The organism is Arthrobacter sp. SLBN-53, assembly GCF_006715585.1.
Lineage (GTDB): Bacteria > Actinomycetota > Actinomycetes > Mycobacteriales > Mycobacteriaceae > Mycobacterium > Mycobacterium neoaurum_A.
On sequence record NZ_VFNN01000001.1, the window covers coordinates 1,671,198 to 1,683,903 of the forward strand.

At 69.7% G+C, this 12,706-nt stretch carries 10 protein-coding genes; 5 read left to right on the top strand and 5 right to left on the bottom strand.

The window, feature by feature from the left end; translation table 11 throughout:
* Positions 1-5 precede the first annotated feature (5 nt).
* Entirely contained in the window at positions 6-1,787 is a 1,782-nt protein-coding gene (locus FBY28_RS07945) for a sensor histidine kinase (protein WP_141865698.1), read from the top strand.
* Here FBY28_RS07945 and FBY28_RS07950 read toward each other — a convergent pair.
* On the bottom strand, positions 1,775-2,626 hold the full coding sequence (locus FBY28_RS07950; RefSeq protein WP_141870107.1) for a helix-turn-helix transcriptional regulator: 852 nt from the start codon (positions 2,624-2,626) through the stop codon (positions 1,775-1,777). The two genes, FBY28_RS07945 and FBY28_RS07950, sit on opposite strands and share 13 nt — an antisense overlap.
* Positions 2,627-2,648: 22 nt before the next feature.
* Between FBY28_RS07950 and FBY28_RS07955 the strand changes: the two genes are divergently transcribed.
* Together FBY28_RS07955 and FBY28_RS07960 are read left to right on the top strand one after the other, a co-directional pair.
* Positions 2,649-3,200 (top strand): maleylpyruvate isomerase family mycothiol-dependent enzyme, encoded by a 552-nt coding sequence (locus FBY28_RS07955; protein ID WP_141865700.1) that lies wholly within the window; start codon positions 2,649-2,651, stop codon positions 3,198-3,200.
* 159 nt (positions 3,201-3,359) lie between these two features.
* The gene (locus tag FBY28_RS07960) at positions 3,360-5,261 is read left to right on the top strand and encodes a propionyl-CoA synthetase (protein WP_524912014.1); all 1,902 of its coding nucleotides are present in this window, start codon (positions 3,360-3,362) and stop codon (positions 5,259-5,261) included.
* Here the strand turns inward: FBY28_RS07960 and FBY28_RS07965 are convergent.
* The 4 genes from FBY28_RS07965 to FBY28_RS07980 all read right to left on the bottom strand — a co-directional run bounded on the left by FBY28_RS07965 (position 5,249) and on the right by FBY28_RS07980 (position 10,947).
* Positions 5,249-6,313: an ABC transporter ATP-binding protein gene (locus tag FBY28_RS07965; protein ID WP_524912015.1), complete on the bottom strand. Its 1,065-nt coding sequence runs from the start codon at positions 6,311-6,313 to the stop codon at positions 5,249-5,251. The two genes, FBY28_RS07960 and FBY28_RS07965, sit on opposite strands and share 13 nt — an antisense overlap.
* Positions 6,306-7,811, bottom strand: coding sequence for an ABC transporter permease (locus tag FBY28_RS07970; protein ID WP_216847559.1), 1,506 nt, complete (start codon positions 7,809-7,811; stop codon positions 6,306-6,308). The genes FBY28_RS07965 and FBY28_RS07970 overlap by 8 nt, the downstream gene beginning before the upstream one ends.
* A gap of 50 nt (positions 7,812-7,861) precedes the next feature.
* On the bottom strand, positions 7,862-8,920 hold the full coding sequence (locus FBY28_RS07975) for an iron ABC transporter substrate-binding protein (protein WP_141865709.1): 1,059 nt from the start codon (positions 8,918-8,920) through the stop codon (positions 7,862-7,864).
* An 89-nt stretch (positions 8,921-9,009) separates the two neighbouring features.
* Entirely contained in the window at positions 9,010-10,947 is a 1,938-nt protein-coding gene (locus tag FBY28_RS07980) for a heavy metal translocating P-type ATPase (RefSeq protein WP_286177852.1), read from the bottom strand.
* 80 nt (positions 10,948-11,027) lie between these two features.
* Between FBY28_RS07980 and FBY28_RS07985 the strand changes: the two genes are divergently transcribed.
* Positions 11,028-11,381: an ArsR/SmtB family transcription factor gene (locus FBY28_RS07985; RefSeq protein WP_141865713.1), complete on the top strand. Its 354-nt coding sequence runs from the start codon at positions 11,028-11,030 to the stop codon at positions 11,379-11,381.
* Between the two features lie 306 nt (positions 11,382-11,687).
* Positions 11,688-12,695: an MPT63 family protein gene (locus FBY28_RS07990; protein ID WP_141865715.1), complete on the top strand. Its 1,008-nt coding sequence runs from the start codon at positions 11,688-11,690 to the stop codon at positions 12,693-12,695.
* The last annotated feature ends 11 nt before the right edge of the window (positions 12,696-12,706 follow it).

Sequence of the window (12,706 nt, forward strand, 5' to 3'; positions counted from 1 at the left end):
GGCGGGTGAGCATCCTCGGTCGCAAACGCGCGGATCTGCGCATCTACCTGGGTGCCGCGCCCGGCGTCGGCAAGACGTACTCGATGCTCGGCGAGGCGCAGCGCCGGATGAGCCGCGGCACCGATGTCGTCGCCGCGGTGATCGAGACGCACGGCCGCCGCCACACCGCCCAGCAGCTCGCCGGTATCGAGGTGGTCCCGCCGATCGTCATCGAGTACCAGGGCGCCCGGCACGCCGAAATCGACGTCGAGGCGGTGTTGGCGCGGCGGCCCCAGGTCGTCCTGGTCGACGAGCTGGCCCACACCAACACCCCGGGCAGCCGCAACGCCCATCGCTGGCAGGATGTCGAGGAGTTCCTCGATGCGGGCATCACGGTCATCAGCACCGTCAACGTCCAGCACCTGGAGAGCCTGCACGATGTCGTCGGTCATATCACCGGCATCACCGAGCAGCACCGCATTCCCGACGGGATCGTGCGCGCGGCCGACCAGATCGAGCTGGTGGACATCACCCCGGAAGCGCTGCGGCGCAGGATCACTCACGGCAATGTGTTCGGCCGTGACCGTATCGAGGCGGCTCTGGACGACTACTTCCGGCCCGGCAACCTGTCGGCGCTGCGGCAGCTGGCGCTGCTGTGGCTGGCCGATCAGGTCGATGCCGCGCTGGCCAAATACCGCACCGACAAAAACATCACCGATACCTGGGAGGCCCGCGAACGCGTGGTCGTCGCGGTCTCCGGCGGGCCCGAATCCGAGACGCTGGTGCGCCGCGCCTCGCGGATCGCGTCGCGCTCGGGCGCGGAGCTCAAGGTGCTGCACATCGTGCAGGGTGACGGATTGGTGGCCATCACCCCACAGCAGAAGAAAATGCTGCGCGAACTGGCAGCCAGCCTCGGTGCGACCATGCACACCGTCGTCGGTGAGGATGTCGCGGCCACCCTGCTGGACTTCGCCCGCAGCGCCAATGCCACCCAGCTGGTGATCGGCACATCGCGGCGCTCGCGCTGGGCGAGGATGTTCGACGAGGGTATCGGCGCCCAGGTGATCGCCCAGTCCGGCAATGTCGACGTCCACATGGTGACCCACCCGGAGGCCCATACCGGCATCTCGTGGTCGCGATCGTCGTTGCACCGCAAGCGGTTCTGGTCCTGGCTGACCGCGGTGGCCATCCCGGCGATCATCTGCGCGGCCACCACCGGACTGCCCGAGGGCACGCTGGGCATCGGCGGACAGAGCGCGCTGTTCTTCACCGGCGTGGTCGCCGTGGCACTGATCGGCGGGATCGCCCCCGCCGCGCTGTGCGCCGTGCTGTCCGGTGTGTTGCTCACCTATTTCCTGGTCAGCCCGGTGCACAGCTTCGCGGTCTACGACAGCGACAGCGTCGTCACCATCGCGGTGCTGCTGGTGGTCGCGGTGGGCGTCGCGTTGGTGGTCGACCGTGCCGCCCATCGGGCAGCCGAGGCGCGGCGGGCGGCCCGGGAGGCCGAACTGCTGGCGCTGTTCGCCGACGCGGCGCTACGCGATGCCGATCTGCACGTACTGCTGGATCGGTTGCGGGAGGCCTACGGGCAGCGCGCGGTGAGCATCGTCGCGGCCGACGGGACGGTGTGGGCCGGTGTCGGGCACGATCCCTGCACCGATGTCGAGGCCGCCGATACCGCGATCGATGTCGCCGATCACGACCACTGGCTGCTGCTGTCGGGAAAGACGTTGACCACCAGGGACCGCCGGGTGCTCAGCGCCGTCGCCGAGCAGGCGGTGTCGATGATCAAACGTCAGTCGGCGTAGCGGGCCGCGAACGCACCCGGCGTCTGTCCGGTGACGCGGCGGAAGTCGCGGCTCAGGTGCGCCTCGTCGGCGTAGCCGAGATCGGCCGCCACCGCCGCCATAGTGGTGGCACCGGTGCGCAGCCGCCAGCTCGCGTCCTGGATGCGGCGCCGGCGCACCAGCCACTTCGGGCTCAGCCCGATCCGGTGCCGGGTCAGACGTTGCAGACTGCGCTCGGAAATCCCGAACTGTGCACACACATCGGCCACCCGGCTGACCTCGGGGTTGTCCTCGATATGGGCGACGATGTCGTTGACCGTGCGCCCCTGCTCGTCGACCGGGCCGAAGCGGCGCAGGAACGCCGCATAGCAGTCGACGGCCGCCGATTGTGACTGCGGCGCGGCGGGATCATCCGCCATGATCGAACGGATCTGCGCGGTCAACGCGGCGCCCGCGGCACCGAGCAGGTCGGCGAGCTCGACGTGGGTGTCGGTCCATCGGGACACCGCGCCTCCGGTGATCAGGGTGCCCGCGGCCGGCTCGAACATGACCCCGGCGGCCCAGCCGTCCCCGGTCAGCGGGGTGCCGGCCAATCCCGAGGCGGGCCCGTAGAAGCGGGCGTATACGTCGGTGATCACCATCAGGCACACCGGGTACTGCAGTACCTGTTGGGTGAAGGTCTGCCCCGCAGGCACCCGCCACACCGGGAACCAGAACCGCCGCACCAGACCGTCGAGATCGGTGGGCGCGGCCGGTCGAGCGATGTGGATGGCGGCGCGGTGTGCCGGGTCGAGCAGGTGCGCGGGTTCGTCGGCAACGGTGTTGTCGGTTCTGTCGGGTTTGTCCAATCCGCTCGCCATCTCGCCGCCTAACGTCTGGCCCATGACGGATTCGAGTGTTGCAGAAACCTATGCCGACCTGGCCGACGGGATGGCAGGCGTAATCGCCTCGGTGGCCCCGCAGCAGTGGGACGCCGCCAGCGCCTGCGCGGGCTGGTCGGCCCGCGATGTAGTGGCCCATCTGATCGACACCCAGCGCGAGTTCTTCCAGCGTCACGAATTTCCGCTGCCACCGCGACCGGACCTTGCCGATCCGGTGGCCGCCTGGTCGGCCCACACCGCCGCGATCGGCCAGATCCTGGCCGACCCGCAGGTGCCCGCGCGCCCCTTCGACGGCCATTTCGGTCCGACCACCATCGGCGAGACCCTGCTGCGTTTCTACGGATTCGACCTGATCGCGCACCGCTGGGATATCGCCGCGGCGACCGCGTCGCACTACCGATTCACCGACGCCGAACTGGATCGGTTGCAGGACGGCATCGCCGCGTTCGGTGACGGCATCCGCATGGAGGGTGTCTGCGGCCCGGCCGTGGAGGTCGGCCCCGACGCGGACCGGCAGAGCCGGGTGCTCGCGGTGCTGGGCCGGCACGGCTGACGGACATGCCGTCAGAGCGCTGGGGCGAGATCGGCACCAGGGTCGTCCGTGGGCGGCGCCGCCGCTCATACCGCGACCCTCATGCCGATCTCGGTCGAGCATGCGTGGGGGTATACCGGACCCGGACGCGGTTTCCGACCGTTGCAACCACGTTGCAACGTGACTCAGATTACGGTTCTCCCCATGTCCGGATACCGCGCGATCTTCGACGCCTCCATCTCCGACCCGGAGACGTTCTGGGCCGACGCCGCCAAGGCCGTCACCTGGACCAGGGAACCGCAACGGGTGCTCGACGACAGCAATCCGCCGTTCTACCGCTGGTTTCCCGACGGTGAGCTCAACACCTGCGCCAACGCGCTGGATCGACACATCGACGAACGCGGTGACCAGGCCGCGCTGATCTACGACTCGCCGGTGACCGGGACCAAGCGGACCTACACCTATCGCGAACTGCTCGAGGCGACCGCCCGGTTCGCCGGTGTGCTCAAGGGTCTGGGCGTCACCAAGGGCGACCGGGTGGTCATCTACATGCCGATGGTGCCCGAGGCGGTCATCGCCATGTTGGCCTGCGCCCGGCTCGGCGCGGTGCACTCGGTGGTGTTCGGCGGTTTCGCCGGCCATGAGCTCGCGACCCGCATCGACGATGCCCGGCCGACCGTGGTGGTATCGGCCTCCTGCGGTATCGAGCCGACCCGCACCGTCGAGTACAAGCCGATGCTGGACACCGCGCTGGAACTGGCCGAGCACTCCACCCCGAAATGCGTGATCCTGCAGCGCGAGCAGCATCCGTGCGAGCTCGTGGCGGGCCGCGATATCGACTGGGCCGAGGCCATGGCGACGGCCGAGCCCGTCGACCCGGTGCCGGTGGCCGCGACCGACCCGCTCTATGTGCTCTACACCTCCGGCACGACCGGCAAGCCGAAGGGCATCGTCCGCGACAACGGCGGACACGCGGTCGCGCTGTTGTGGACCATGCGCAACATCTACGACCTCAATCCCGGTGAGGTGTTCTGGGCCGCCTCCGATGTCGGCTGGGTGGTCGGGCATTCCTATATCGTCTATGCGCCGCTGTTGTTCGGCGCCACAACGGTTCTCTACGAGGGCAAACCGGTCGGCACCCCCGACGCCGGCGCGTTCTGGCGGGTGGCCGCCGAGCACAAGGTGAAGGCGTTGTTCACCGCGCCGACCGCGATCCGGGCCATCAAGAAGGACGATCCGGACGCCCGCCATCTCGGAGACTACGACCTGTCCGGGCTGAAGTACCTGTTCCAGGCGGGCGAGCGGCTGGACCCGGGCACCTACGAATGGGCCTCGGACAAGCTCGGCATCCCGATCATCGACCACTGGTGGCAGACCGAGACCGGGTGGGCCATCGCCGCCGATCCGATGGGCATCGAGCAGTTGCCCGTCAAACCGGGCTCGGCGACCGTACCGATGCCCGGCTACGACGTCCGGGTGGTACGCCCCGACGGGTCCGAATGCGATGCGGGCGAAGAGGGTTCGATCGTGGTGAAGCTGCCCTTACCCCCCGGCACGCTACCGACGCTATGGGGTGAGGACGACCGCTTCGTGTCGTCCTACCTGCGCGCGTTCGACGGCTACTACCTGACCGGCGACGGCGGGCACATCGACTCCGACGGCTACCTGTTCGTGGTCGGCCGCACCGACGACGTCATCAACGTGGCAGGCCACCGGATGTCGACGGGGTCCATCGAAGCCGTGCTGGCCACCCATCCGGCGGTCGCCGAGTGCGCGGTGATCGGTGTGGCCGACGATCTCAAGGGACAGGTGCCGCGCGCGCTGGTGGTGCTCAAGTCCGGGTTCAGCGCCGACGGACTCGATACCGAACTGGTCGAGGCGGTCCGCAACGACATCGGTGCGGTCGCCAGCTTCAAGCTCGTGGATGTCGTTGCCGCGCTGCCCAAGACACGCTCGGGCAAGATCCTGCGCAAGACCATGCGGGGTATCGCCGACGGCAAGGACGAGCCGGTGCCCTCGACCATCGAGGACCCCTCGGTGCTGGAGGCGCTCAAGCAGACGTTGCGTCCTCACCTCGGATAGGCCAGCACCGGCCCGTCCACCACGAGTCCGACTCGCTGCCCGGCCGAACAGCCTCGGGTGGCGGGCATACGCAACACCAGTGCGGTCCCATCGCCCAGCACCACGTGCACACCGAGTTCCGGTCCGTAGAAACGGCATTCGGTCACCACGGCCTGTGCGCCGCAGGCCGGGTCGACGACGTGCACCCGTTCGGGGCGCACCACCACCGTGACCGGTCCGTCGGCCGGCGCGACGTCCGGTCGGTGCGTGCCCAGCGCGCAGGTGAGCGTGCCGCCGCGGATATCGCCGTCGAGTTCGACGGTGCCCCCGACGAATCGGGCCACCTCCAGATTCACCGGCCGGTCATACAGCTGCGCCGGCGGCCCGTGCTGGGCCACCCGCCCGGCGATCAGCAAGGCCACCGAGTCCGCCAGCGAGAGCGCCTCGGCCTGATCGTGGGTCACCAGCAGCGCGGTGGTCTGTGTCGCGCGCAGAATGGTCGCGATCTCCTCGCGAACGCGCACCCGCAGCCCGGCGTCGAGTGCGGCGAACGGCTCGTCGAGCAGCAGCACGCTGGGTTCTGCGGCCAACGCGCGCGCCAGCGCCACGCGCTGTTGCTGGCCGCCGGAAAGCTGATGTGGCCGGGCGTCGGCGAGGCCGTCCAGGCCGACCACGCCCAGCCAGTGTTCGGCGATGGCGGTATCGGATCGGCGCGCGCGGGGCAGGCCGAAGGTGACGTTTCGCCCCACACTCAGCTGCGGGAACAGCGCACCCTCCTGCGGCATCAGCCCCACCCGCCTGCGGTGGGCGGGTACCGAGCCGTCCCGGCGGCCGGTGCCCGCGCCCACCACCGGCACACCGCCGACGCTCACCGCACCGCCGTCGGGTTCCTCGAATCCGGCGATGACACGCAGCAGCGTGGTCTTACCGCATCCCGACGGCCCGAGAACCGCGGTGATGTGGCCGTTCGCCACCTCCAGATCGATCCCGTCCAGGACGGTGCGATCCGCGAAGGATTTTCTGACACCCTCGACCCTGATACCACTGGGTAACCCGGTCGCCGGCTCAGTCACGGCCATCTCCGGTACCGATGTCGGCGCTCCACAGGCCGAGGACGGCGGTGGGGATGGCGGCGAACACCAACAGCGCGGCCGCATACGGTGCGGCGGCCGCGTAATCGCTGACGAAGCTGTGTCCCCACAACTGGGTGGCCAGTGTGCTGGTCCCGGTGGGATGCAAGAGCAGGGTGACGGGAAGCTCCTTCATGCAGGTCAGCAGCACCAGGGCGGCACCGGCCGCGACGGCGGGTGCCGCGCCGCGGGCGGTGACGGTGCAGAACGCGGAAAGTGGGCTGCGGCCCAGCGATCGGGCCACCTCCTCCAGCCGGATGGGTGCGGCTTCCACCGCCGAGCGGATCGACCCGACGGCCAGCGGCACGAACAACACGGCGTAGGCCAGGATCAGCAGCGGCTCACGCTGATAGATGGGGCGCAGCAACAACACCCCGACCGAGACCATGGCGATCGCCACGACGATCGAGGGCAACCCGTGGGACAGATAGGCCGCCCCCTCGAGCATCCGGGTGGTGCGGGTGCGGTACCGCGCGGCGAGCACGCCGAGCGGCAGGGCGGCCGCGGTGCACACCACCGCGGCGACACCGGACAACCAGACCGTCGCACCGAGTGCCGACCACCACCGCTGCGCGTCGAAGCGCACACCGCCGGCCAACAACCAGTCCCCCAGCGCGACGAACGGCACGATCAGAGCCGCGGTCAGCACCACCGCCACCGGCAACCACGCGAGAACCGTCCAGCGCCCGAGGCGATTGACCGGCGCCGGCCGCGGCGCGCCCGATCCGATCCGCGCGGCCGCCGCCCGGCCGCGCGCCCGGTGCTCGGCCAGCACCAGCGCGACCGCCAGGACCAACAGCACCAGTGACAGCACCGCAGCCCTGGCCGGATTGAATCCCGACCGGTAGGACCCGTAGATGACAAAGGTGAAGGCTTCGTATCGCATCGCGGCCACCGCCCCGAAGTCGCTGAGAACGTAGAGCGCGACCAGCAGCGCCCCGGCGGCGACGGCCGCCCGAGCCTGCCGCAGGGTGACGCGGCACAGCACGGCAAAACCGTTGAGTCCCAACGACCTCGCCACCTCCTCTTGGGCCGGGTCGCTGCGCGCCAGCGCGGCCAGGGTGGGCATCATGATCAGCGGATAGCTCACCAGCGTCAGGACCAGCGCGGCTCCCCAGAAGCCGGCGATACCGGGGGCGGTGGACACCCACAGGTAGCTCAGCAGATAACTCGGCATGGCCAACGGCAATGTCAGGGCGATCGTCAGCGCCCGGCGCGCCGGGATATCGGTCCGCCGGATCAGGACCGCGAACCCGACGCCGAGCACCACACAGGCGACGGTGACCACGACCACCAACAGCGCCGACCGTCCCACCAGTGCCGCGGTGCGCGGCTGGATGAGTTCGCGGACAACGAATCCGAGACCGCGCTCGTTGGCGCGCTGAGCCAGATACCACAGCGGCAACAGCAACCCGGCCACGACGACGGCGGCCGCGGCCACCAGTGTCAACGGTGCCCGCGGCCGCCCGTCGCGGCGCGATCTGATCAGGTTCAGTTGGTGAGCAGCCCGGTCTCGACCAGCAGCTCCTGCGTCGTCTCGACATCGTCGAGTTGCGAGAGATCGACGGCGGGAGGCTGTAACTGGGCCAGCGGGGGCAGCGCCGCGCTGGGCGTGACGCCCTCGATCAGCGGGTATTCGGCGGTCTCGGTCGCGAAATACTCCTGCGCGGCGGTGCCGACCAGGTAGGCGGCGAATTCGTTGGCCTGCTCGGCGTGCGGCGCGGACTTCAGCACACCGACCCCGGCCACGTTCACCAATCCGCCCGGATCCCCGGCGGCCATGAACTGGTTCTTGGCGACGACGTCGTCGGCGGAGGTGCTGTCGATCAACTCGTAGAGGTAATAGTGATTGGTCAGACCCATGGGCAGCTCGCCGGAGTTGATCGCGTCACGCATCGGTCCGTTACCCTCGAACGCGCGAGGATCCTGTGCCGCAAAGGCTTCCAGCCAGTCCTTGGCACCCTGCTCACCGCGCAGGACCCGCAGACCGGTGACGAACGACTGCCAGGATGCGTTGCTCGGCGCGTAGCCGATCTTGCCTCGCCACTGCGGGTCGAGCAGACCGTCGATCGTATCGGGCACGGTGGGGGCCAGTTCCGGGTTGTAGGTGAGCACCCGCGCCCGGCCCGACACCCCGACCCACGTCCCGTCGGCCGCCGAGTACGCCGCGGGCACCGCCGCCAGCGTCTCGGCTTCGATTGGCGCGAACAGTCCGGCCGCCGACACCGCCCCCAACGCGCCGGCATCCTGGGAGAGGAACACATCGGCAGGTGACGCGTCGCCCTCGGTGATCAGCTGTGCCGCAAGCTCTCCGGATCCGGCGTAGCGCACCTCGACGCCGATACCGGTGGCCTCGGTGAAGCGTTCCAGCAGCGGGCCGACCAGATCCTCACTGCGACCCGAGTACACCACCAGCTGATCGCTCGCGTCGGCCTGCGCACCTTCGGACTGCCCGGAGTCCGAGCCACATGCGGTCAGCGCGACGGCGAGCGCGGCGACTCCGGCCAGCGCGGTGGCTTTGGCGGCCGAACGAATTCTCTTCACCGACATATGGGCGCAGTGCCACCTTTCGCGGAAAGCCGATCACGGTTGAACATGGCTAGCCTATCCGAACAAGCCGTTCGTTCCTGAGTGTCTTCTCAGCGGGCAGGCGCCCCATATCCGGCCCGACAGCGGGTTTCGGCGCCACCGCGTGACTGACGAACGGCCATGAACCAGGCCCTGTCCCGCAACAGCCGCAGTCCGTTGAGCGCGACGATGATGGTCGATCCCTCATGCCCGGCGACGCCCAGCGGCAGCGGCAGATGCCAGAACAGGTCCCACACCACCAGCACCGCAATGAAGCTCGCGGCGATGACGAGATTCGCGATCACCACCCGCCGCGCCCGCCGGGCCAGCGCCAGCGCGGCGGGGATGGTCGCCAGGTCGTCACGCACCGTGATCGCATCGGCGGTCTGTAGCGTGACGTCGGAACCGCTGCGGCCCATGGCAATCGAGACATGGGATGCGGCCATGGCCGGGGCATCGTTGACACCGTCGCCGACGACCAGGACCCGCTCGGCATGTGCGCGCACCGCGGCGACCTTCTGGCCGGGAAGCAGCTCGGCACGTACCTCCATACCGAGTTCGTCACCCAGTCGTGCGGCGGCACAACGGTTGTCACCGGTCAGCAGCAGCGGTGGACACCCGGTGGACCGATGCAGATCGGCGACGACATCGGCGGCACCCTGGCGCACCGTGTCGCGCAATCCGATCACCCCGGCACATTCACCGTCGACGGTCACCACCACCGCGGTGTCGCCCGCGGACTCCAACGCGGCCACCGACTCCGGCGCCGGCCTGCCGAGCGCGGCCGGACTCACCACCTCGACCCGCCGCCCGCCCACCAGCGCGCTGACACCCCGACCCGGGAGCGCGCGGAACCCAGTTGCGGGCGCTATCGGCAGTGCACGTTCGTGCGCCGCTGCCACGATGGCTCTACCCAACGGGTGCTCGCTGAGTTGTTCGGCGGCCGCCGCGAGCGCGAGCACCGCCGCCGGCGGCTCGCCGACCACCCTCGGACGGCCGGTGGTCAGCGTGCCGGTCTTGTCGAAGGCGACGGCCTGGACGGTGGCCAGTCGCTCCATCACCACGGCCGATTTCACCAGCACCCCGTGCCGGCCCGCAGTGGCGATGGCCGACAGCAGCGGCGGCATGGTCGCCAGCACCAGCGCGCACGGGGAGGCAACGATCATGAACGTCATCGCCCGCAGCAGCGCGCTGCGCAGATCCGCCCCGAACAGCAGCGGGACCGTGAACAACGCAAGGGTGGCGCCGACCATCACCATCGAGTAGCGCTGTTCGATCTTCTCGATGAACAGCTGCGTGCGCGCCTTGGTCGCCGAGGCCTGTCCCACCATCGCCACGATGCGCGCCACCACGCTGTCGGACGGATCACGGATGACCTCGGCGGCCAAGGCACCCGTCCCGTTCAGCGTGCCCGCGAAGATCTCGTCGCCGACGTGCACCGCTACCGGCAGCGGTTCGCCGGTGATGCCGGCCTGGTCGACATCGCTGGCACCCTCGATCACGGTGGCATCGGCGGATACCCGTTCGCCGGGCCGGACCAGGATGCGGTCCCCGACCCTCAGCTCCGACACCGGCACCTCGGTCTCGACGCCGCGGTCGACGCGAACAGCGCGCTCGGGGGCGAGGTCGAGCAGCGCCCGCACCGAGTCCTCGGTACGCCGGGTGGCGACGTCTTCGAGGGCACCGGAGGTCGCGAAGATGACGATCAACAGCGCACCGTCGAAAACCTGACCGATGGCGGCGGCACCGAGGGCGGCGAGCATCATCAGCAGATCCACGTCGAGCCGGCGCTGCCCAAGCTCGGTGAGCCCGTCGACGGCCGACCGCCAACCGCCGGCCAGGTAACACCCCAGATAGGCTGTCCACCAAATCAATTCGGGCGCGCCACTGATCTGCAGAACCAACCCGGCAACGAAGAGCGCGAGCGCACCGGCCGCCCAGCGCACCGAATCCAGCGACCATGCCGACCGGCGCCGTTGGGCACCGACCAGCCTTTGCGAACGTTCCACCCCGGTCATCACACACACATCCAAACATGTAGAGTTCTACATGTCTAAATGTGCGGGTCACACGTGGTTCAATTGAGCACATGGGTCACGGAGTCGAGGGACGCACACCGCCGGTGGCATCACTCGACGCCGCCGCCGCGGTCAAGGTCGCCGAGACACTGCAGGCCCTGGCCTCCCCCAATCGGCTGCTGATCCTCACCCGACTGCGCCAGGCGCCGTGCACGGTCACCGAACTGTCCGGCGCCGTCGGCATGGAGCAATCGGCGGTGTCCAACCAACTGCGCCTGCTGCGCGCCCTGGGCCTGGTCGCCGGAGACCGCGCCGGGCGCAACATCATCTACCGGCTGTACGACGCGCACGTCGCACAGCTACTCGACGAGGCCGTGTATCACATCGAACACCTCCGCCTGGGCGCCCGCGACACCACCGCCTGACCGGATTCGCTCAGCGCTTTCCACTTGACACCGAACCTCGCATACTCGCCCCGAGCAAAGCTCGACGAGTTTGCGCAGCGTCGCGCCGATAATGTGGCTGACCTTTGCAGCAAATGGCTCCAATACGCGTGAATTGTTTGCTCAGGTGCCGCATCGCGAGCCCTCGCAGCCATCGCACATCGCACATCCAGCCGGTGAGCAGGGTCGGCGGCGGTTCCATCACCCCACGCCACCTGCTAACTTCGGTCTGTGATGCACCCCATCGGGGGGATGCCGTCAATCTGACGACTCAGGAGTGGAATCACCGTGAAGACCACGAGCATTGGAGCCGCGTTTGCGGCCGCTGCCATAGCTGCCGCCGGGGCGATCACCGCCTTCACCGCACCGGCCGCCATCGCCGACGATCACAGCGCCGTCACCACCACCCATCTGGGTAGCCAGGCGCAGCTGCACGACGGCAACATCGTCCAGGGCTGGACCATCACCGGACTCAAGGTCAGCACCGACGTCATCCCGGCCCAGATCCACGGCACCTTGTGGGAAGCAACCGCGACCGATGAGGCGCTGCAGGGCGACGCCACCCCGATCGTGTCCAACCTCAACGCCCGCGCCCGCAATGGTGAGACCTACCGCGCGCTGTGGGGCGTCGCGACCGCCCAGGGTGTGAACCCGTCGACCCTGGCGCAGGGCCAGAAGACCACCGGCAAGGTGTACTTCGACGTCACCGGCGAGGCGCCCGACAGTGTGGTCTACGCCAACAGCGCGGCCGATTTGATCGTGTGGGTCACCCCGCCGCCGGCCGCCAGCACCGGGTCCGGCGGCAGCGCCCGCACCTACCAGGCACCGGCCGCAGCCGAGGCCGCCGACGCGACCACCAGCACCGAGACCCCGGCGCCGGGCGAGCCGGGTGCCGAGACGACCTCCACCCCGGCCACTCCGGCACCGACCACGGCGCCGGCAGGCAGCCAGGGCACCCCGTTGCCCGCCGGTGCTCCCGAGACCGCTCCGGCTCCGGCCGGCAGCCAGGGCACCCCGCTGCCGGCGGACCAGCCCGGGATGACCCCGGCCGGCGTGCAGGCCGAACCCGTCCCCGGTGCCCCCGCCGCGGCGGCGGTCCCCGGTGCCCCCGCTCCGGCGGCGGTCCCCGGAGCTCCGGCACCCGCGGCCGCACCGGCCCCCGGCGCTGTCCCGGCCGCGGCCCCGGCACCCGCCGAGGGCACCGCTCCGGCGCCCGCCGAGGCAGGCAGCCAGGGCACCCCGCTCCCGGCCGGCGCCGCGCCCACCACGACCCCGGTGATGGCTCCTCCCGCCTGATACGCACGTCC